A 22,300-nucleotide genomic window follows, 5' to 3' on the forward strand; every position below is an offset into this window, starting at 1 on the left:
ATTCATTTCAATTAAACTCAGAATAAGCACAGAGCATGCTAAACTATTGAGTGGTTTTTGCAGGAACTCATTTATGCACTTTGTTCATCTTGGTATTCATACCGAATTTTCTATCACTGAATCTATCGTTCGGATACCTGATCTAATTAAAGCTGCCGTAAATGATGAAATGCCCGCTTTAGCATTAACAGATTTGTCGAACTTGCATGCAGCAGTCAAATTCTATGGCTCTTGCTTATCTAAAGGCATCAAGCCAATTTTAGGTTCAGTTATTCGACTCAATGATGCTGAACATCGTGTGACCTTATTGGCCATGACCAATCAAGGTTGGCGTGGACTTACTGAAATTGTTTCCCGTGGTTATATTGAAGGTCAACAACTCGACATCCCCTGCGTACAGAAAGACTGGGTTCTAGAACAACATCAAGATATTATTGCATTGTTGGGTATGCACAGTGATGTTGGCAAAATGCTGTGTTCATCGAATCCGCAAAAAGCCGAACCACTCCTTGAACAGTGGATCGAGAAATTTGGCAACCGTGTTTATTTGGCGCTTACTCGAACTGATCGCCCCTTTGAAGAAGATTACATTGTAGAAGCCGTTAAACTGGCAAAAAAATATAACATTGGTGTAGTAGCACACAACGATGTGCACTTTATTACACGTGAAGACTTTGAGGCGCATGAAGCCCGCGTCTGTATTGCAGATGGTTATGTTCTAGGGGATGACCGTCGTCCAAAACCCTATAGCCCTGAGCAATATTTTAAAACTGCAGCTGAAATGACTGAACTGTTTTCAGATGTGCCGACCGCCATTGAAAACAGTTTCCATATCGCCCGACGTTGTAATGTCACACTACAATTAGGCAAATACTTCCTGCCTGACTACCCAATTCCTGAAGGTCACACCATTGACACTTTTTTTGAACATTTGTCCAAAGAAGGTCTAGAAGAGCGCCTCAATCACTTATACCCAGTAGAACAACGCGGTGATGATTGGGCTGAAATCCGTAAACCTTATGATGAGCGTATTAATTACGAAATTAACATCATTAACTCAATGGGATTCCCTGGCTACTTCCTGATTGTCATGGACTTCATTCAATGGTCAAAAAATAACGGTGTACCTGTTGGTCCTGGTCGTGGTTCTGGTGCAGGTTCATTGGTTGCATATAGCTTAAAAATTACCGACCTAGACCCACTTCGTTACGATTTGCTTTTCGAACGTTTCTTGAACCCAGAACGTGTATCTATGCCCGACTTTGACGTCGACTTCTGTATTGCAGGTCGAGATAAAGTGATTGACTATGTGGCACGTAACTATGGGCGAGATGCAGTTTCTCAGATTGCAACTTTCGGAACCATGGCGGCAAAAGGTGCCATCCGTGATGTGGCACGTGTCTTGGGTAAATCTTATGGTTTAGCGGATCGTATTTCTAAAATGATTCCAACCAAACCTCTAGGTTTGTCTTTAGAGGAGTCGATTGAAGCTGAACCGCAACTGAAAGATATTGTCACCAATCCATCCAACCCAGACAATGACGATGCCGCAGAAATTTGGGAAATGGCGCTTAAATTAGAAGGTATTACCCGAAATACAGGTAAGCATGCGGGTGGTGTAGTGATTGCACCAACTAAAATTACCGACTTCTCTGCGGTACTTTGTGATGCGGATGGTACAGGTCGTGTTGCACAATACGATAAAGACGATGTCGAAGCGGCAGGACTGGTTAAATTCGACTTCTTGGGTTTGCGTAACTTAACCGTTATCGAAGATGCAGTGCAAAATATTAACAAGCACTATCCTGCTGAGATACCACTGGATATTGCCAATATTCCTTTAGACGACAAAGATGCTTACTTGGTCTTTGCCGATGCCAATACGACTGCGGTGTTCCAGTTTGAATCCGTCGGCATGAAAAAAATGCTCAAAGAAGCTCGCCCGAGCAAATTTGAGGAAATTATTGCCTTCGTATCTTTATACCGTCCAGGTCCAATGGACCTAATTCCTGACTTTATTCACCGTATGCATGGCGGAGAGTTTGAATACTTACATCCTTTACTTGAGGGCGTACTCGAACCGACTTACGGGATTATGGTCTATCAAGAACAGGTGATGCAGGCTGCACAGTATTGTGCTGGCTATACACTTGGTGGTGCGGACTTATTGCGTCGTGCCATGGGTAAAAAGAAACCCGAAGAAATGGTGAAACAGCGCCAGATCTTTATTGAGGGTGCAGCAAAAAAAGATATTGATGAAGCCACGGCCAACCATATTTTCGACTATATGGAAAAGTTCGCAGGCTATGGTTTTAACAAATCCCATGCTGCTGCCTATGCTTTGGTTGCCTATCAAACCGCTTGGTTAAAAGCACATTACCCTGCTGAGTTCTTGTCTGCGGTACTCTCTTCGGAAATGCAGAATACCGATAACGTGGTATTCCTGATTGATGACTGCCGTACCAATGGTTTAGAAGTTTTACCACCTTCGGTTAATATGTCACTGTACCATTTCCATGCGACCGATGAGACAACCATTGTATATGGCTTAGGCGCAATTAAGGGTGTTGGTGAACAAGCCATGCAGTCTGTCATTGACTCTCGCTTGCATGACGGTCCGTATAAAGACCTGTTTGATTTCTGCCATCGAATTGATTTAAAGAAAATTAACAAGCGTACCCTTGAAGCGCTGATTCGTGCAGGTGCTTTAGACTGCTTAGGCATAGAACGTTCAAGCTTAATGGCACAGTTGCCAGAGGCTGTCCAAGCCGCAGAACAAGCACGTAGCAACCGTGAAACGGGCATCATGGATTTATTTGGTGAAGTTGAAGAAGTTCAACGTAAACCTGCCAAACCTGTGAAGCCTTGGTCAGATGAAGTCCGCCTTAAAGGTGAAAAGGACACGCTCGGCTTGTATTTAACAGGACACCCGATTGATGTGTATCGTCCTGAGTTAAAATCCTTCATTCCTGCCAAAATTAATGAACTGACACCAACACGTCGTGGTGTAACCACCGTTTTTGCAGGTTTAGTAGTTGATGTTGCCAACTTCCCGAACCGTGTCATGATTACCCTTGATGATGGTACATCACGAATTGAAGTGTCTGCCAATCATGAACGCTTCCAGCGCTTTAAAGACATTATTGTCAATGAACGCGTGGTGGTCATTGAAGGTGAAATTTATGAGCGCGAAGGTTTTGACCGTCCAATGGGACGCTTAACCAAAGCCTTTAGTCTGAACGAAATTCGCCAAAAACGTGCTAATAGTATTCAAATTAAGTTACAAGCAGATCATCTGAGCAAAACCTTAAGCCAAGATTTACAGAAAATCTTATTGCCTTATTGCAATGTCGATCTGTGCAATCATATTCCTGTGTTATTGCAACTTGATTATGCTTACGCCTCTGCGGAATTACATTTTGGTATGCAATGGAAAGTTGCGCCATTAGATGAACTTTTAAGTAAATTGCGCGATTATTTTGGTAAAGAAGCCATCTATATTGAATATCAGGTCAAGTCGAAAGCTGCCAAAGCCGTCAATTACGAACAAGCCAGACCTGCGCAAGTCCCTCCTCCACCTGCCGATTTAAGCATGGATGAGGCAATGGATTTATATCAAGCTGATGTTAATCAATATTCATAACGATTAAACACATTCAGTGATTTAACAAAATTGGAAATGTAATGAATCAATTCGACAATACTGCGGTTGCAGCACATCTTTCCCATGTCCGTATTGTCATGGTGAATACCACTCTACCTGCCAATATTGGAAGTGCATTGCGGGCCATGAAAACGATGGGACTTAGCCAGTTGGTCTTGGTTGCCCCAAAAACCTATCCGCATCCAGACATTGAAGCATTGGCAGCAGGTGCTGTAGACCTTATTCCGCATATTAAAATTGTAGAAACTTTAGAACAAGCTATTCAGGACTGTCATATTGTATTTGGTACAAGTGCACGTAGCCGAACAATTCCTTGGCCTTTGCTTGATGCACGTCCTGCAGCAGAAATGTCTCTCAAAGCTGTAGTCTCTCAACAGCAAAATATTGCGGTAGTGTTTGGTCGTGAAGACCGTGGCTTAACCAATGAAGAACTGGCTTTAGCCAACTATCATGTCACGATTCCAGTCAATACGGATTATGGTGTGTTGAATGTTGCACAAGCCATTCAAGTCATTTGTTACGAAATGCGTATAGCAGCACTGGCTCATGTAGAAAAAACTGAAGATCTTGAAGCAACTATGCCCGTTACCGATACAGCTCAAATGCATTGGGACGAGCCATTAGTCACGCATGACCAGATGCAACAATTTTACCCGCATTTAGAGAAAATGCTTGAAGATATTGAATTTTTAGATCCAAACAACCCAAGATTACTCCCTTTACGCTTGCGTCGCTTATTTGGGCGTATACAATTAGATAAAATGGAATACCATTTATTACGTGGCATTTTCAGCCGTGTACAAGCCTTGAATAAAGGCACTTGGAAACCATCTATACCAAAAACCAAAGACAAAGAGGATCCGTCTGATGCTTAAACAGCTCAAAGAGGATATACAAGCTGTCTTCGCGCGCGATCCAGCCGCACGAAACACTTTAGAAGTTTTAACCACTTACCCAGGCATTCATGCCTTAATCATGCACCGTATGGCACATGAACTGTGGAAAAAAGACTGTAAAGGCTCAGCTCGACTTCTGTCTTCATTTAGCCGTTTTGCGACAGGTATTGAAATTCACCCAGGTGCAAAAATTGGCCGCCGTTTTTTTATCGATCATGGCATGGGTGTAGTTATTGGCGAAACTGCCGAGATTGGTGATGATGTTACCCTCTATCATGGGGTGACGCTAGGCGGTACTACTTGGAATAAAGGCAAACGCCATCCTACCCTTGAAGATGGGGTAATTATTGGCGCGGGTGCAAAAATTTTAGGACCATTTACCGTAGGCAAAGGTGCAAAAGTTGGGTCAAACGCGGTGGTCACCAAAGCTGTACCTGCTGGTACGACTGCGGTAGGCAACCCTGCACGCTACATCAGTAAAGACATTCCAAAAGATCAAGATGAAGCACGTCGCCGTGATTATGCCGAAAGTATTGGATTCCAAGCCTATGCTGCAACACAAGACCAATCAGACCCTATGCTTGAAGGTATGCGTATTTTATTAGATCGTATTCAAAATAATGAAAAACGTATGAACACACTTTGCCAACGTTTATCTCTGCTTGATCCAACGTTTAAAAAGCAGCAATTGAATGAACAACCCTACAGTGAAGAAGAGTTAAAAATTATTGAAGATGTGCGTCGCGAATGTGAAGCACAAAGTAGCCAATCAAAGCCATAACAACATAATTAAAAACCAACTGTAACACGCCCTATATTGCATGTTCGCCTTAGTTTTCTTAGACTGACGGACATGCAATTTTTTTATTACATTTAAAAGAAAGAATGGATGAATACTATGACCTTAAAGCCTCTGGCACTCGCATTAGTTGCTGCATCATTTCTGACGGCGTGTAGCATAACCCCAAGCAAAGATAAAAACTCTAAAGAACCGATTATTTTCACGGAACCAGATATCACTCCCCCATTCTACGCCCTAAATCCATTTGACTATGCAGCACCGCCTCCATTTGAATTGGCATTGAAGCAAGCCGCTGCTCAGCCAGTAACGAAAATGGTAGTGACGAATTCAGCTAAACCAAATGAAAAAATTACCTTAGAAACAAATCGCTTGATCATTCCTACGGTGAATAACAACCAACGTACGATGAAATATGCCGTTTTAGCAGGTGAAAACGAAATTGATATCACAGATATTGATGACTTTTTACAGTTAGTTGAAGGCAAAGCACGTCACTACCCACCACGTTTTTCTGAGCGCAAAGAACGTAAAGGCTTCGAAGCAAAATTAAAACAAGTGACCCAAGAGTTAGATACGCTTGCTTCGCGTGATGATGCCTCTTTTGACATTTTAGTGCGTGCATTTAAAGCCAGCGTGATGGCACGTAATCTTGATTTAGGTTCTGTGTATACAACTAAATCTTTAACTTATGCACAGCGCATCTTGAAGATCAATCAAGATGACCCAGAAGCAAACTTCTGGTTTGGTTTTGGTTTATCTGAAGGTGGTGGTCAACGTGAAGCCATCCCTTACTTAGACAAAGCCATGAAAGCTGGTGTTCAGGAAGCTTATTTGTCTGCTGCCAATAACTACATTGCCATGGAACAAAAGAAAAGTGCCATTCAAATTCTGAAAAACTACAAACTCAAATATCCGCAAGAAGCAGCCGTTGCAGATCGCTTAATTAACGAAATTGAAACGCAAGGGCGTTGGAATGTTTGGCAAGTATTAAATACTACCCCTAAAGCATCTTAATTTAATTCGCTACATCAAATAGACCGTCCCATACGGTCTATTTCTTTTTCTGCACATTGAAAAAGCTGACAATTATCGTATGATTAAAAAAAATAAACAAAATGAAATTTAAGACCTGCCTATGCCAAAGAACTTTAGCCGTATTGCCCTACTCTGCATACTGGGAATCACACTACTTTCGGGTTGCCAAGTTGTTACTGTCAAAAATCAGGCTGTCAAAGTCACCATTGCCAATGAACGTGAAAGTATTCTGACACGTGATAAGCTAAGTGAAGCAAGCCTGAATGTTTTATCCATGACAGGGCGAGAAGCTAAAATTTGCACAACCAATCCCACTCAATGCGTTCAGGAATTACAGCAAATTCCACAAATTCAAGACGAGCAATTATATTCTGCGGCCAGTGAACTATACCTAGCACGGGCGCTCGCATTAGAAGGTTCTTCAGACTGTAAAATTGGATTACTAACCAGCCGTAAATCTGAAGAAAAGCAAAAAATTCAGCAAGAAATTTATAATCAATGTCTAGAACAAGAATTAGACATGCTAGATAAAAGTATTCGCTACAGCTATGCCTACATGTTCAAAACCCAACGTGGCCCCGAAGATCGGATTTTTGATAACCGACAAGTACAAATACGTGATTTCTATAACTTAGCGATTGCAAAACTATCTAATGCTTATAGTCTTCGTCACCCTGAAAAAGAAGTTCAGCGCCAAATTAAAATCGGGCAAAGTGTCTATCAAATTGATTTTAGCAATTATCCATTGTTGAAAGATCAGAAAATTGAACAACTCATGTCGAGTTATAATCTGAATTTTTCAGGTTTACGCTCGATTAACCGTCGTGATGGCTTTGGTTCAGAGTTTGTAGTGGTACTTCCAGACTCGAATCAGCAAAAAGAATCTAATCAATATGTTATTGATCCATTAAATTTTTCTTATGAAAGTGGAATCAATCCCAATATTCATAAAGCGCGCTACTTGGCAGCAACATTTACGGCTGAACCTAAAGCAGCCACCTCAGTCAATGATATTTTAACCAAACCTGAATTTGTAATTCGAGCTTATGATCCATATCAATATGAATCTATTCCGCTTGCAGGACGTACGTACCCTTTAGCAGCGAACTTTTCGACGCCATACGGTTTATGGTTAGCTCAGAATAACTTAGGTAAGGCCGCTTATCTCACCCTGATTGACCGCGAAAACCGTTTAACCATGCCCCATTTATATATGTTAGAACCTTACAATCCAAATAAAAAAGTGATTGTTTTGGTGCATGGCTTAGCTAGTAGTCCAGAGGCTTGGGTTCGTCTAACCAACGACATTATGGGAGATAAAGTCTTAAGAGAAAATTATCAAGTTTGGCAAGTGTTCTATTCGACCAATATGCCGATTATAGAAAGTCGCTTGCAAATTTATGCACTCCTTAAACAGAGTTTTGCGCAAGTCAATGCTAATGCCGCTGCCAAAAATGATGCTGTACTGATTGGGCACAGTATGGGGGGAATTATTTCCCGTCTTTTGGTCAGTGATGCGGATGTCACCAAAAAAGCACTGTCGATGATGAGCAACCGACAATTAAGTAAATATAAAAAAGTCCCAATTGTTGCACAACGCATGCAAATAAAAGATATTCCTAATTTTAGCCGTGCCATCTTTATTTCGGCCCCACACCACGGTACCGCTTATGCCGACCTTTGGTTTACTCGCGCTGCGCGTAAAATTATTAAACTTCCAGGCGCATTTTTAACTGCGGTTGGTGACACCTTACAAAGCCAAGATTTAGATTTCTCAGATTTAGCCAAACAAATTGACCAAGGACTCATACAAAATGGCCCAAGTGACTTAAGCCATAAATCTAAGTTTATGGCGACCACATCGGATATTATGCCGCGTAAAGGATTGTTATTTCATTCGATTATGGGAAATGACACTAAAAGCGATGATCCAAACCTGATTACCGATGGTATCGTACCTTATAAAAGTGCTCACCTAGAGGGCGCTGTCTCTGAAAAAATAATTCAAGGGGGTCATTCAATTCAAGAAACACCTGAAGCTGTACTCGAATTAAGACGTATCCTCCGTTTACATCTCGTCCAACTTGGACTTTATAAACCTTAAATACAGGTCAAGGGCCCGTGTTTTAAAGTAAAACATGGGCTAACTTTATTGCTTCTACTACCATGTATCAATCCATCCCATTCTTTAGAATGGTTTTTTTATACCTATTCTTCCCATTTAATTATGCAACCGTTAAGGTTAACTCCAACAGCTTAGAACTGACTACACAACACAGAGATTGAAACATGGAAGCGTTCAACACAAAAATGTTTGAAAACAAAGTTGCTGTCGTAACTGGCGGAACTTCTGGTATTGGTCAAGCGGTCGCAATTGCTTTTGCTGAAAAAGGTGCAAAAGTTTGGGCACTTGGTTTACAAGCACAAAAAGCCGTTTATCCAGCAGGTTTAGACATTGAAGCTGTCGAAATGGATGTAACTGATAAAGCTGCTGTTGATGCTTTCTTTGCAAAAGTTGACCGTATAGACACTCTATTCAATGGTGCAGGTATGGGTTCTATTTCAGAACATGAATTAGATACCTATAAGAAAGTACTCGAAGTGAACTTAACTTCTGTATTTTATATCAGTGAAGTTGCAGCAAAAGCGCTAGCAAAATCTGATAATCCGTCAATTATTAATGTTTCTTCGCTTTACGCACAATTTGGTTCAGGCCTTGCACCAGCGTACTCCTGCTCTAAAGGTGCAATTGATCAATTAACGTTCTCACATGCGCTTAGTATGTCTGCTGCAAAAATTCGCGTGAATGCAGTCGCACCAGGTTGGATTGATACACCTCTGATTCAGCCATTAAAAGATATGCCAGAGGTTTTTGAGGGCATTATGGCCCGTTCACCAATGCAACGCTTAGGCAAGCCATCAGAAATTGCGAGTGTGGTACTTTTCTTAGCTTCTGATGCAGCAAGTTTTGTGAATGGTACAATTGTTAAAGTTGACGGTGCATACTCGATTTTCTAAGTATAGGTATAAAGAACTTCTGGCTGTATTCCTCTCAGGGAAACAAACAGAATTTTGAACATGAAGATGACTTCCACATACTCTTTATGTTCAAAATTTAAGAAAATACCTGAATAACATTTATTATTTTAAGCAAAAAAATTAAAAAATAAACCAGTTCCCTATCTTGCCCATATCTTAGCGTTTAGACATGGGCAACTTTTTTAATCTGTATGCGCTACATTACTTACCATTATTTTAGAGGATTAATCCTTTCTTTTTGGCTTCTGTAACTGCTTCAAGCCTCGAACGTACACCCAACTTGTTATAAATATTACGTAAATGCCATTTCACTGTATTGACCGATAAGAATACTTTATCTGCGAGCTCAATATCTGTACAACCTTCGCTAACCTTCTGCAAAATCTGTAATTCACGTTTAGAGAGCAATTCGGATTTTACAGTACTTATATCATTATCTGCTGTTGCTTCAAAAGAAGGGACATTGCACAAACCAGCCAGCATTTCAGTGAAAGCTAAAAGTTTAGGTTCCTTTTTCTGCTTGGTCTGGCCATAATGTCGCATATAATCAGCCAATACTTGGAATATCAATGGATGTTCATCTAATACAATACGGACTGCTTTGGACTGTTCCAAAATAACTAAAGCTTGTTCGAACCACATAAATGCAGTGTCGTTGTAATTCAAACGATAATCAGCTAAAGCCAATAGTAAAAGAATTCGAGCATGACGGAATGGATAAGTCACTATTCGATCAAATTCTTGCTCAAGAAATACTTTGGCTTGTGGTTCACGAGCTAAAAAAATCAATTGTCTATAGAGCATCAAATCATCGCCAGTAATCACATTTGACATATTTAGAGTTTTCTCAATATGACGCTGGCAAATTTCTTCTAATTCGTCTGCATTTATATCATTCAACTTATGCTTTCTATCAAACCACTGATATTGCTGATAAACATTCTGAACTGTGCGACTTAAACGTGGCATTGACCAATTATTGCTACAGATTTGAGATTGCGTCAAACACGTCTGTTCCGCCTGTGCATCCTCTGAAAGATGTGCCAAGCGTAGCAACAATTCATACCCAATAATTGCCAAATCAGGAATAATCAGTTGTTCGCCATTATTAAAATGCTTAAGTGCCTCTTCTGCTAGCGTAATCTCGTTCAAATCATAATACAGACTTGCTTTTACACTACTGATGATCATTTTCACAATCGTCATTAAAAACTCATTTGCACCAAGTTTTATGTAGTCTTCACTGCGACCAATATAGTCAAATTTAACCAGTGCTTTCTCTACATTTCCCTCCAAATAGTCACTGAGTGCTTCAATACAATCTGTAATAATTAACCCAAATACATTTTGACCTTGGATGTATATCGCCCGTGTCTGAATAATAATTTTACGTGCTTCAATAATTTTACCTAAACAAATATGATAAAGCGCACCAATACCAATTAAAGGTGCACGAACAAAGTAGGAATTATCCGATAATTTAGAGACATTGGCTTGGGCTAACTCGTAAGCCAATTTCATATCATCACCGACTAAAGCAAGCATAGGATCAAGTGCCAGTTGATCATCACCTTTAATTCGATCTTTGGGATCAAGCTTGAGCCAAAGTTGTAAATAGTGAGCGCTTAATAAATGCTGATGGGTAATGATCAATGACCAAATCATATCGTATAGTAGTGCCGCTTTTTGAATTAATAGAGAATCTGGAATTGACTTCACCAATTCAATTAAGCTGTAATAACTACCACCTAACATTAAATCACGGCTGACATGACTTAACAGTTCTAATACCAGTTCTTGATTTTCAGCATGCTGGGCGTGATAAATCGACTCCATGAGATAATTGTTTTTCTGATACCAACCCGCAGCACGTAAATGAGCCGCTCGAAAGTCTTCTATATCTAATACCTTAAAACGGTTTTCCAAAAACTCTCGGAATAAATGATGAATACGATACCACGTATGTTGCTCATCTAAGGCTTGAAGGAATAAGCCTTTTTGTATCATTAATTCCAACAACTTTGACGATGTGGAGTTTTGTGCAACTTCCTGTATATTTGACAAACAAACCTTTCTTAGGATACTGATATTCATAAGAAAAGTTTGCATTTCTTCAGAAAGTTGTAAAAATACTTGCTCACTTAGATAATCAACAATCTGATTATGGGCGCCACTTAAACTTTGAATTACAGCCCCAGCGTCATGATATTTCTTTAAATATAAATTGGTAAGCTGTATTCCAGTTAACCATCCCTCTGTTTTATGAATCAGTAACTCAGCTAATTCTGGTGTTAATGTCACATGATCAAAGTTCTGTTGCTTTAAAAAATGAATTAATGCTGTACTATCTTCAGTTTTTATACTTAGTTGACCTGCTGTCACCAACTTTAAACGACCCAATAAATATTCTTTGGCAAAGCTCCAATTAGGCTTTGTTCTAGAAGCAATCACCAAATGACAATTTAATGGTAAATACTGATAAAACCACCACAGAAGATTTAAACACTCTGGATTTTCAATTGCCTCTAATTCATCAATAAAAAGAATAGTTTCACTATCTATATCTTCAATTTTTTGCGCCAAATCAATAATATTTTGCTTATGAACTTGCCCCTCAGGAAGGTCATTGAGTTGTTCTAAGCCCAACAATGATAACCAAAGGTAGTGATAAAAACGAATGGGATCATTATCATCACCATCTAATGTTAACCATTTTACGGTTTTACCTTGGTTAAGAAGAACCTCACTCATCTGAAACATCAATGTGGTTTTACCATAACCCGCTGCTGCATGAATAAACACTAGAGAAGATTGGCAATATTCCAGCATTTGGCTCAACAACTCAGGACGTTGCATTGCCTTATCACTCATCACACTTGGACGGCTGAGCTTAGTTTTTAATACTTGCATATCACTTCATCCAATCTTTAGTATTTAATTCCATTAGCAAAATTCCACTCCTTGAAATTCGATATCCCATTTACAAATTCTAAAAAATCCTCTGCTTTCACAGCATTTTAAGCATCATCAAATTAAAATAAGGTTGCTGATGATGCAATGTGAAATTGAATCAAAATCCAGATTTTAAATACATTTTTAAATTCAAACCCTTCGAACAATAATTAAACAACTACAAATCCATCCTTTTGAATGGTTTGCTAAACATGAAACGTTGTTATGCTCAAGTCTAAGGCAATAACGGATACCTACTGTTTGGCATTCTGATATTTCATCTTAAATAGACATACATGGAGTTTGTCATGAGCATTGCACAATCAATTAAACATCAAGACCGTTTATTAACAATTAACATTAACGATGGTGAAATTAAAAACGCATTGCCAGGTGTACACGTTACACCATGCTTTTTAGATCCTGATAATGGTACATGGGTGATTCGTGCATGTTTCGAGCCGGGTACCGTATTACCACGCCATTTTCACACGGGTGTTGTACATTTCTATACAACAACTGGTTCTTGGCATTATGTCGAATATCCTGAAGATGTTCAAACTGCTGGTAGCTATTTGTTTGAACCAGCAGGTTCTATCCATACTTTAGCTTCTCCAGAAGGTGCTGAAGGCTTCATGGTTATTGAAGGTGCAAATGTAAACTTGAATGATGATGACTCACTTATGTTCATCATGGATGCAGGTTGGATTGAGCGCACCCTTCATGCAGTAGCTCAACAAACTGGTCAGAAAATGCCACGTTATATTAAACCAGGCTCAGAAGTTGCATTTAACGATAAATAAGTTCATAAAGACTTTTAGCAAATGCTAAAAGTCTTTTTTACATTAAATAAAAACAGCTACCAAGGATGAATGAAATGTTTGGCAAAATGATGCATCAATCTTTGTTGATTAGTAATTTACTAGAGCATGCAGCAAAGTATCACTCTGACACTCCTATTATTTCACGTGAAGTGAATGGTCAGATTACCATGACTAACTGGTTACAAACTCAGCAAAACGCAAAACGTTTAGCCAATGCTTTTACCACATTTGGTTTAGAAGCTGGTGATCGTCTTGCGACTATCGCATGGAATAATCATCGTCATTTAGAATCTTGGTATGCAATTTCAGGGAGTGGTTATGTATGTCATACCATTAACCCACGTCTGTTTCCTGAACAGTTAATCTTCATCATTAATGATGCACAAGATAAAGCTATTTTCTTTGACGCTACTTTCCTACCTTTAATTCAAGCAATTCAAGGTAAAGTACCAACTGTAGAACGTTTTATCTGCCTTGGTTCACATGACGAAAAAATCGTTGAAGCTTTACCAGATGTGCTTTTCTATGATGAATTGATTCAATATCAATCTACTGAATTTGACTGGCCACAGTTTAGCGAAGAAACACCAAGCTCTCTTTGCTATACCTCAGGTACTACAGGCAATCCAAAAGGCGTATTGTATAGCCACCGTTCTACCTTATTACATACGATGGCAATTTGCCTTCCAGACTCACTAAACTTATCTGCGAAAGATATAGTAATGCCTGTAGTCCCAATGTTCCATGTGAATGCATGGGGTATTCCTTATGCTGCTGCAATGGTTGGTTCTACAATTGTATTACCTGGACCAAATTTAGATGGCGACAGCCTTGTTAGCTTAATTGATGATTATCAAGTCACTGTTGCATTAGGTGTACCAACCATTTGGCAAGGTCTACTTGCGGCAGCGAAAAAACGCGGCACCAAGTTAGAAAGTATGACTCGCAACGTGGTTGGTGGTGCAGCATGCCCTCCTTCAATTATTCGTGACTTTAAGAATAATTATGCTTGTGACACCATTCATGCATGGGGTATGTCTGAAACCAGCCCATTGGGTACTGCAAACCAACCTAAAGCCAAACATACAGCTTTAAGTGATGAAGAGTTTGAGAAACTTCGTTTAACTCAAGGGCGCCCGCCATTTGGTGTTGAATTACGTATTGTAAATGGTGATGACCTTACCGCATTACCAAATGACGGTCATACGCAAGGTAATTTACAAATTCGTGGTCCATGGATTGTTGAAAAGTACTTTAACCAAGAGAAAAGTGCACTGACTGCTGATGGCTGGTTCGATACAGGTGATATCGCAACAATTGATGCTGATGGCTACATGACCATTTGTGACCGCGCTAAAGATTTAATTAAATCTGGCGGTGAATGGATTTCTTCAGTTGAAATTGAAAATATTGCGGTTGGTCATCCAGAAATTCGAATGGCAGCTGCTATTGCCGCACGTCATCCAAAATGGGATGAACGACCAATCCTAATTGCCGTGAAACAAGAAAACTCAACCCTGACTGAAGAAGAAGCACGTGCTTATTTTGAAAACAAGATTGCACGTTGGCAAATTCCAGATGTTGTGATTTTTGTTGATGCTTTACCAGTCAATGGCACAGGAAAAATTGTAAAAGCCGAGTTGCGTACACAATTTGGTGATGTACTACTGAAAGACGAAGTGATTTAACACTTCGTCCTTAAAGAGTTCTCACAAGGATATTGAGATGAAAAATACAACAATGAAAACAGCATGGGTTACAGGTGGAAGTAGTGGCATTGGTCTTGAACTCACTCAGCGTCTACTCAAAGATAAATTTCAGGTGTGCATTTTTGCTCATGCAGGTATTGAGCAAGCCGTTGCGAATTTAAAAAAAATCTCACCATCGGTATGTGGCTTTGAAGTTGATGTACAAAATGAAAGCACAATGGACGCAAAATTTGCGGAAGCTGTAGCTACATTTGGCACACCAGATCTTCTGATTAATTCAGCAGGTATTAGTATTGCGAAGAATTTTGATGAAATGACTTCGCAAGAATTTGAAAGTCAAATCAATATTAACCTTGTGGGCAGTCGTAATGTGGCACATGCTGCTTTGCCTCACTTAAAACAAGCAGTTCAACAAGGCAAACGCCCTAAGATTGTATTCATTGCATCCGCTGCAGGTTTGGTTGGCTGCTATGGTTATACAGGCTATTGTGCTTCTAAATTTGGTGTGATTGGCTTGGCTGAAGTCCTCCGTATGGAATTACGCAGCCAAAAAATTGATGTGGCTGTGGTTTGTCCACCAGAAGTAGACACACCACTTGTAACAGAAGAGCGTAAAACTGGCTCACCTGTTACGGCTGCATTAAAACAACTTGGTGGCGGCACTATGCCAGTAGATAAAGCCTGCAAAGAAATTTATGAAGGCATTTTCGCAAATGAATTTATGATTATTGTTGGTACTCAATTACGTATTTTGACCAAACTCTCTCGTATCTTACCTGATACTTATCGTGGTCAAATCGATAAGAAATTAGACCAGATTATAAAGAAATTTGCATCTTAATTCGCCTGTTGATTCAGCTACGGCGTAGCTGAATCAACCAACTACATTAGAATAAAAATCGATTAAAGATGTTAAATTTTAGCACGGTGAAGTTTTAAACAGCATTTAGACAAAACAACTTTTATGTATTGCAGTAAAACAATAAACTCATCAGATTCACTCATAAAACAACGCGATATTACCTGTTTGTCGGCTTTTGGATATTTATTGCCTAAACTATTGTAAATATTTAAGTTTCAAAAAAATGTATTTGAACAACCTAGTTCAATACAACACTCATAAGGAAAATAATATGAAAAAGAATATGTCTAAAACAGCATGGGTTACTGGTGGCAGTAGCGGGATTGGTCTTGAACTGACCAAGCGTTTACTCAAAGACCAATACCAAGTCTGTATTTTTGCTCATACAGGTATTCAGCAAGCAGTTAAAGAACTAATCAAAATTTCTTCAACAATTACTGGATTTGAAGTTGATGTACAAAATGAAAATACCATGGACGAAAAGTTTGCTGAGGCGGTTGCTCAATTTGGTACACCAGATCTTCTAATTAACTCCGCAGGAATCAGCATTGCGAAGAATTTCGATGATATGACTTCGCAAGAGTTTGAACGCCAAATTCAGATTAACCTCGTTGGTAGTCGCAATGTAGCTCATGCTGCGTTACCGCATTTAAAACAGGCAGTTCAGCAAGGTAAACGCCCTAAGCTGGTGTTTATTGCCTCTGCTGCAGGTCTAGTCGGTTGCTACGGTTATACAGGTTACTGTGCATCTAAATTTGGTGTGGTTGGCTTAGCTGAAGTACTCCGTATGGAATTACGCAGTCAAAAAATTGATGTGGCTGTGGTTTGCCCACCAGAAGTAGACACTCCGCTTGTCACTGAAGAAAGAAAAAATGGTTCTCCTGTAACTGCAGCTTTAAAACAATTAGGCGGTAGTATGCCCGTCGAAAAAGCATGTAAGGAAATATATCAGGGCATTTTCTCAAATGACTTTGTGGTTATTCCTGGTGCTCAGGCACGTATTTTGGCCAAAATTTCACGCTTATTACCAGATACCTATCGTAAGCAAATCGATAAAAAATTAGACAAAATTATCCAACGATTAGCTTCATAATCAAAACACGGAAATTATTTCTCTAAATGACCAACATTTCTCTGGCTTAAAAAACCGAATGCATGACATTCGGTTTTTTTATTTGAAATGATTACATTTCCGATATAACACCCAAAATACCATTAATAATCATATCTACCGCAATTGTGCCGATCAGTAAAGCAGACAGTCGCCCGACAATGTCCACATAACGATCAATATATTTGGCATGCTTATAGCGCAAATGATCATGCGCAAATTTCATTAAAATCATCAACACGCAGGTCAACGTCAAAGTCAGAAAAATAATCATGGCTGCACCGCCAATTGGTAGGGATATACCGGTCACCACCGCCGCACTAATGGTCCCCGGCCCAATCATAAAAGGCATGGCAATCGTTCCTGCTAGATGTTCAGGTGCACCACGCATTTCGCCAATAGTATCTGCCCCTTGAAACACATAGCGATAGCCAATCACCAAGAAAATCAGTCCACCAAAAATTTGAAATGCTTCAAAACGCACATTCAAATATTTGCTGAAAATCGTTTCTCCTCCCCATGCAAACAGGACAAATACCACAAAAGCAATGAGACAACCCTGAATCAAAGCCTTATTAAACACTTTAGCTTCAGAATTGCGAATCATGCCAATCATATAAATGCTCATCAAGAACGGATTGAGCAATGAGAAAAACAAAGCGAAAGCATGTAAATATGAGGTCAACATGGCTCCTCCTAATTATCCTTGAGGGTCTGGAAATAAGGGACGATTCCCTGGACTAATTCGATTGATATGTAAGAAAGTCATATGGCGTTCATAACGATCTAGCACATCATTAATCACTTGCTCTTTGGTATAACCAACAAGGTCATTTCCTTGAGAACCCTCATACAAATAGGTTTCAAGACGGTAATAGAACCGTTTACCCAGTTTGCCACGTTCACTAAAGGTCGGTGCGATATAACGCACAGGCCAAATTTGATAGACAAAGTTTTGTTCTTCTTCCAAATGAATCATCAAATCTAAATGATACAGATTTAGGTCTTCTTCTAGCGCACTCTCTTGAACACTGATGTTGATACCCCGTTTTTGCATTTCCTCTGCAACCGCCATCACTGCGGGTCGACAAATGTCATCGAGCATACGTCGAGTATCGGTTGTTCCTGGATGATGCATGACTCGAGACAACCGTTTTTTCCAGTTGAGGATGTCAACATTCCCTACCACGGGTGCTGCATTTAAACTGCTACTGGCTTGTCGATAATCTTCAAGTCTTAACGATTTGTATAAACCCGCCATGACCAAGAACATGACAAAACTAAACGGCAACCCCATAATGATGGTGGCATTTTGTAGTGCAGTAATCCCGTTAGCCATCAGCATGGCAAGGGTCAATAAACCAATCGCTACAGCCCAAAATACGCTTAACCAGCGTGGTGCATCATGATCGACATTGGTAAATTGAGTGGTGAAATTACCCAATACCAGTGCACCTGAGTCAGCTGAGGTCACATAAAATAGCAAGCCCGTAATGGTGGCTACCCCTGCAATAAACGGAAACCACGGATACTGTGCCAGTAAGTCATAAAAACCGTGTGCTGGGTTGGCAATCACGCTCTGGGCAAGGGCTAAATTGCCATCAAAAATCACACTATGTAGCGCACTATTTCCAAATATTGATAACCACGTGAGGGTGAAAAATAAAGGAATAATCAGGGTTCCACTGACAAACTCACGAATGGTTCGTCCACGCGAAATACGTGCTAAAAACAAACCTACAAAGGGCGACCACGCCACCCACCATGCCCAAAAGAACAAAGTCCAACTGTTCATCCATTCTTTCGGTTGTTGAAAGGCAAAGCTTTCCAAGGTCATACTTGGAAAGCGATTAATATAGTCCCCAATATTTTGTACAAAAGCATTCAGTAGAAATTCAGTATTGCCTAAAAACAAAATAAACAGCATCAAACCGACAGAAACATAAATATTGATCTCGGAGAGCACACGTAGACCTTTATTAACTCCTGATGTAACAGAAATAATCGTCATCACAACTGCAACCCCAATTAAGGCAGCTTGCATCCAGAGATTTTCGGGTAAATCGAACAGCACATGCAAACCATAGTTCAACTGTACCACCCCAATCCCACAGGTCGTCGCAATACCAAAAATCGTCCCGATCACCGCAGCGGTATCGACACTGTGACCAATTGGGCCATGAATCTTCTTACCAAAGATTGGATAGAGTGCTGAACGAATAGTGAGGGGTAAATTATAACGATAACTAAAATAGCCCAATGCCATACCAATTAAGGCATACATACACCAGCCAGTTAAGCCGTAATGAAACAGCGTCCAGACCATACCTTGACGGGCCGCTTCTAAGGTCTGCCCTTCACCTACAGGTGGATGCACATAGTGGGATAAAGGTTCCGCCACTGAGAAGAACATCAAGTCGATGCCGATGCCAGCTGAGAACAACATTGCAGACCAACTTAAAAGGCTAAATTCAGGCTTGGAATGTTTGGGGCCGAGTTTAATATCGCCATAACGTGAACAGGCGATAAAAATCACAAACACCATATACAAGGTCGCTGCGAGTAAGTAATACCAGCTAAAGGTTGAACTCACCCACGCCAAAACCATATTTAAGGTTTGATTGGCAAAGTCATTAAATAAAATGGTGGTAATAGAAAAAATTAAAATAATGAGAGCTGAAATATAAAAGACCACACCATTTAAACGGTCTTTAGGCGCTAATGTTTGATCATCAACTGCTCTTGGATTATCTGTTGCCATACAATCCTCAAGAAAGTAAATAAAAAAGACAAAAGCCAATTTTTAAACTTCTCGTGGTCGAGAGCTTAAAAATCGACTAACGAAAACGACAGTATTTTTATCAACAATAAAAACGCTATCTTCTTTAAACCTGAATAACGGTCTAAATCATTTATGAGGTGCATTTGCTACACAGTCTTAAAATGTGAGCCCACCCTTATTCATCGATATTCCGATTGGAATCTTATATATCTCCCTTCAACATGACTATATGAGCTTTCTCAACTCGGAAAAAGTATAAAACCGTAATCCGTTTAAATTTTAAACAAAACAAAAAACACAGTGACTCAAGTTAAATATCTAGCTGATAAATATAAATTTATCCAAATATACAACGGTCAGATGAGCAACTTTTGCTGTGAATTTAAACAATAGTGTACTTTTAATTGATTGAACGTTCAATCAATTAAAAGTATCATAAAAAAATGCTATGATGATTTCCATGTAAATTATTGAATCTAACGCCTTTAAATTTAAGGCAAATTGTTCTGGATTATCATGAATAAACGTAGAGTAAAACCTGAGCATGAGCGCCGTGAAGAAATCATTAATGCTGCCTATGCAGTCATTTATGATGTGGGTTTATCCAACACCACTATTGCTCAAATTGCGAAAAAAGCACAGCTTTCTACGGGCATTGTGAGTCATTATTTTGGCGATAAACAAGGTCTCATTCATAGCTGTATGCGACAAATGCTCAAAGTCTTGGCTGAAACCACGGCGAGTTATAAAGCACAGGTTGCACAGCCGAGTCCAGAATATTTGCTCAAAGCCATTATTGATGCCAACTTTGACATCAGTCAGGTCAACAACACCGCCATGCGGGTTTGGTTGGATTTTTGGTCTGCCAGTATGCACCTACCCGACTTAGGTCGTCTGCAACGAATCAATGACCAACGTCTTTATTCGAATTTGAAGTTTCATTTTTTGCAACTCATGCCAAAGTCACAGGCCAGCCAAGCCGCTAAAGGGCTAGCAGCACTGATTGATGGATTGTGGTTACGTGGAAGTTTAAGTGGTCATCAAGCATTTGATCGTGATTTGGCACGTTCTATTGCATACGACTATGTCGAAATGCAACTTCGCTTAATTCAACAGATACGGCAGGAACAACAAAATGAATGATGTACAGCTTCACAAGCTTTATATTCACGGACAATATTTCAATGCCACCAGTGGTCAAACTTTTGACAGTATTAATCCTGCCACAGGACAGGTCATTGCTACCATTCAACAAGCCTCTAAAGCCGACGTCGATACAGCCTTGCAAAGTGCTGTACAAGGGCAACGTGAATGGGCTGCCAAGACGGCAGTCGAGCGTGCCCGTATTTTACGTCGAGCAGTCGATATTTTACGCGCACGTAATGATGAGTTAGCGCGTCTCGAAACACTCGATACAGGTAAAGCATTCAGTGAAACATCTGCTGTGGACATTGTCACTGGTGCAGACGTTTTAGAATACTACGCAGGATTGGCGACCGCCATTCAAGGCGAACAAGTCCCTCTACGCGAAAGTAGTTTTTTCTATACACGTCGTGAACCTTTAGGTGTTGTGGCTGGGATTGGCGCTTGGAATTATCCTATTCAAATTGCACTGTGGAAATCGGCTCCAGCCCTCGCTGCGGGAAATGCCATGATTTTTAAACCCAGCGAAGTCACCCCCCTTACAGCCTTAAAACTAGCAGAGATTTATACTGAAGCAGGTGTACCTGCTGGGGTGTTCAACGTTGTACAAGGTTTTGGTACTGAAGTCGGTCAATGGTTGACTGAACACCCCGACATTCAAAAAATTTCATTCACAGGTGGTGTAGCGACAGGTAAAAAAGTGATGGCGAGTGCTGCTGCTTCTAGCCTCAAAGAAGTCACCATGGAACTTGGCGGTAAATCCCCTCTTATTATTTGTGCTGATGCCGACCTTGACCGCGCCGCCGATATTGCAGTGATGGCAAACTTCTTTAGTTCAGGCCAAGTATGTACCAATGGGACACGTGTTTTTGTCCCTGAAAATTTGAAATCTGCATTTGAACAAGCTGTGATTGAGCGTGTCAAACGTATCCGTATAGGTGACCCTATGCAGGCTGAAACCAACTTTGGACCTTTAGTCAGCTTTCCGCATATGGAAAAAGTCTTGTCTTATATTGAGTCGGGCAAAAAACAAGGTGCGACCTTATTGATTGGTGGACAACGTGCCACCGAAACAGCGTTCGCACAAGGTGCATATGTATTACCGACCGTTTTCACCGACTGTCACGACGACATGCAAATTGTACAGGATGAAATCTTTGGCCCTGTCATGAGTATTTTGAGCTACGACACTATCGAGGAAGCGATTCAACGTGCCAACAACACCAATTTTGGCTTAGCTGCGGGTGTAGTTACACAAGATATTTCCCAAGCGCATCGTATTATTCATCAACTTGAAGCTGGTATTTGCTGGATCAATACTTGGGGTGAATCCCCTGCTGAAATGCCTGTCGGGGGTTATAAACAGTCAGGTGTTGGGCGTGAAAATGGCATTACCACCCTTGAACATTACACCCGTATCAAATCCGTTCAAGTTGAACTGGGTGACTATCAAAGTATTTTTTAATGCTTAAATTTTAAAC

At 40.2% G+C, this 22,300-nt stretch carries 15 protein-coding genes; 12 read left to right on the forward strand and 3 right to left on the reverse strand.

Features of this window, described 5'->3' with window-relative positions:
* The first annotated feature begins 73 nt into the window (after positions 1-73).
* The 6 genes from dnaE (at position 74) to MP622_RS07950 (ending at position 9,415) form a co-directional block, all read left to right on the forward strand.
* Positions 74-3,643, forward strand: a complete 3,570-nt coding sequence (dnaE, locus tag MP622_RS07925) for a DNA polymerase III subunit alpha (RefSeq protein WP_104440787.1) — start codon at positions 74-76, stop codon at positions 3,641-3,643.
* Positions 3,644-3,684: 41 nt separating this feature from the next.
* Positions 3,685-4,539, forward strand: a complete 855-nt coding sequence (locus MP622_RS07930; protein ID WP_016167571.1) for an RNA methyltransferase — start codon at positions 3,685-3,687, stop codon at positions 4,537-4,539.
* Positions 4,532-5,341 carry a serine O-acetyltransferase gene (gene cysE / locus MP622_RS07935; protein WP_016167570.1) on the forward strand — a complete coding sequence of 270 codons (810 nt, stop codon included), beginning with the start codon at positions 4,532-4,534 and terminating at the stop codon, positions 5,339-5,341. Before MP622_RS07930 ends, cysE begins: the two co-directional genes overlap by 8 nt.
* 117 nt (positions 5,342-5,458) lie before the next feature.
* Positions 5,459-6,376 carry a hypothetical protein gene (locus tag MP622_RS07940; RefSeq protein ID WP_016167569.1) on the forward strand — a complete coding sequence of 306 codons (918 nt, stop codon included), beginning with the start codon at positions 5,459-5,461 and terminating at the stop codon, positions 6,374-6,376.
* A 121-nt stretch (positions 6,377-6,497) separates the two neighbouring features.
* Positions 6,498-8,501 carry an alpha/beta fold hydrolase gene (locus MP622_RS07945; RefSeq protein WP_243793335.1) on the forward strand — a complete coding sequence of 668 codons (2,004 nt, stop codon included), beginning with the start codon at positions 6,498-6,500 and terminating at the stop codon, positions 8,499-8,501.
* Positions 8,502-8,686: 185 nt separating this feature from the next.
* Positions 8,687-9,415, forward strand: a complete 729-nt coding sequence (locus tag MP622_RS07950) for an SDR family oxidoreductase (RefSeq protein ID WP_044739505.1) — start codon at positions 8,687-8,689, stop codon at positions 9,413-9,415.
* 237 nt (positions 9,416-9,652) lie between these two features.
* Here the strand turns inward: MP622_RS07950 and MP622_RS07955 are convergent, their stop codons facing one another.
* On the reverse strand, positions 9,653-12,346 hold the full coding sequence (locus MP622_RS07955; RefSeq protein ID WP_243793337.1) for a LuxR C-terminal-related transcriptional regulator: 2,694 nt from the start codon (positions 12,344-12,346) through the stop codon (positions 9,653-9,655).
* Positions 12,347-12,696: 350 nt separating this feature from the next.
* Here MP622_RS07955 and MP622_RS07960 point away from each other — a divergent pair, with 350 nt between their 5' ends.
* The 4 genes from MP622_RS07960 (at position 12,697) to MP622_RS07975 (ending at position 16,876) form a co-directional block, all read left to right on the forward strand.
* Positions 12,697-13,191, forward strand: a complete 495-nt coding sequence (locus MP622_RS07960; RefSeq protein ID WP_243793338.1) for a 2,4'-dihydroxyacetophenone dioxygenase family protein — start codon at positions 12,697-12,699, stop codon at positions 13,189-13,191.
* A 74-nt stretch (positions 13,192-13,265) separates the two neighbouring features.
* A complete protein-coding gene (locus tag MP622_RS07965) occupies positions 13,266-14,900 on the forward strand; it encodes a long-chain fatty acid--CoA ligase (protein ID WP_243793340.1) in 1,635 nt (544 codons plus the stop codon).
* 37 nt (positions 14,901-14,937) lie between these two features.
* A complete protein-coding gene (locus tag MP622_RS07970; RefSeq protein ID WP_243793342.1) occupies positions 14,938-15,762 on the forward strand; it encodes an SDR family NAD(P)-dependent oxidoreductase in 825 nt (274 codons plus the stop codon).
* A 292-nt stretch (positions 15,763-16,054) separates the two neighbouring features.
* Positions 16,055-16,876 carry an SDR family NAD(P)-dependent oxidoreductase gene (locus tag MP622_RS07975; protein ID WP_243793344.1) on the forward strand — a complete coding sequence of 274 codons (822 nt, stop codon included), beginning with the start codon at positions 16,055-16,057 and terminating at the stop codon, positions 16,874-16,876.
* A 91-nt stretch (positions 16,877-16,967) separates the two neighbouring features.
* On the opposite strand, the gene MP622_RS07980 is transcribed toward MP622_RS07975, so the two are convergent.
* Together MP622_RS07980 and MP622_RS07985 are read right to left on the reverse strand one after the other, a co-directional pair.
* Complete coding sequence (locus MP622_RS07980) at positions 16,968-17,582, reverse strand: MarC family protein (protein WP_243793345.1); 615 nt, start codon at positions 17,580-17,582, stop codon at positions 16,968-16,970.
* Positions 17,583-17,594: 12 nt separating this feature from the next.
* On the reverse strand, positions 17,595-19,655 hold the full coding sequence (locus MP622_RS07985; protein ID WP_243793347.1) for a choline transporter: 2,061 nt from the start codon (positions 19,653-19,655) through the stop codon (positions 17,595-17,597).
* A 537-nt stretch (positions 19,656-20,192) separates the two neighbouring features.
* Between MP622_RS07985 and betI the strand changes: the two genes are divergently transcribed.
* Positions 20,193-20,819 carry a transcriptional regulator BetI gene (gene betI, locus MP622_RS07990; RefSeq protein ID WP_243793348.1) on the forward strand — a complete coding sequence of 209 codons (627 nt, stop codon included), beginning with the start codon at positions 20,193-20,195 and terminating at the stop codon, positions 20,817-20,819.
* The gene (betB, locus tag MP622_RS07995) at positions 20,812-22,284 is read left to right on the forward strand and encodes a betaine-aldehyde dehydrogenase (protein WP_243793350.1); all 1,473 of its coding nucleotides are present in this window, start codon (positions 20,812-20,814) and stop codon (positions 22,282-22,284) included. Before betI ends, betB begins: the two co-directional genes overlap by 8 nt.
* Positions 22,285-22,300: the final 16 nt, after the last annotated feature.

Origin of the sequence: Acinetobacter sp. PK01 (assembly GCF_022819285.1) — a bacterium.
GTDB classification, from domain to species: domain Bacteria; phylum Pseudomonadota; class Gammaproteobacteria; order Pseudomonadales; family Moraxellaceae; genus Acinetobacter; species Acinetobacter tandoii.

Coding starts and splice junctions, on each gene's coding strand:
- MP622_RS07975 (WP_243793344.1), top strand. CDS start 16,055: ATGAAAAAGAATATGTCTAAAACAGCATGGGTTACTGGTGGCAGTAGC.
- MP622_RS07930 (WP_016167571.1), top strand. CDS start 3,685: ATGAATCAATTCGACAATACTGCGGTTGCAGCACATCTTTCCCATGTC.
- MP622_RS07940 (WP_016167569.1), top strand. CDS start 5,459: ATGACCTTAAAGCCTCTGGCACTCGCATTAGTTGCTGCATCATTTCTG.
- betB (WP_243793350.1), top strand. CDS start 20,812: ATGAATGATGTACAGCTTCACAAGCTTTATATTCACGGACAATATTTC.
- cysE (WP_016167570.1), top strand. CDS start 4,532: ATGCTTAAACAGCTCAAAGAGGATATACAAGCTGTCTTCGCGCGCGAT.
- MP622_RS07970 (WP_243793342.1), top strand. CDS start 14,938: ATGAAAAATACAACAATGAAAACAGCATGGGTTACAGGTGGAAGTAGT.
- MP622_RS07965 (WP_243793340.1), top strand. CDS start 13,266: ATGTTTGGCAAAATGATGCATCAATCTTTGTTGATTAGTAATTTACTA.
- MP622_RS07945 (WP_243793335.1), top strand. CDS start 6,498: ATGCCAAAGAACTTTAGCCGTATTGCCCTACTCTGCATACTGGGAATC.
- MP622_RS07960 (WP_243793338.1), top strand. CDS start 12,697: ATGAGCATTGCACAATCAATTAAACATCAAGACCGTTTATTAACAATT.
- MP622_RS07955 (WP_243793337.1), bottom strand. CDS start 12,346: ATGCAAGTATTAAAAACTAAGCTCAGCCGTCCAAGTGTGATGAGTGAT.
- MP622_RS07980 (WP_243793345.1), bottom strand. CDS start 17,582: ATGTTGACCTCATATTTACATGCTTTCGCTTTGTTTTTCTCATTGCTC.
- MP622_RS07985 (WP_243793347.1), bottom strand. CDS start 19,655: ATGGCAACAGATAATCCAAGAGCAGTTGATGATCAAACATTAGCGCCT.
- betI (WP_243793348.1), top strand. CDS start 20,193: ATGAATAAACGTAGAGTAAAACCTGAGCATGAGCGCCGTGAAGAAATC.
- dnaE (WP_104440787.1), top strand. CDS start 74: ATGCACTTTGTTCATCTTGGTATTCATACCGAATTTTCTATCACTGAA.
- MP622_RS07950 (WP_044739505.1), top strand. CDS start 8,687: ATGGAAGCGTTCAACACAAAAATGTTTGAAAACAAAGTTGCTGTCGTA.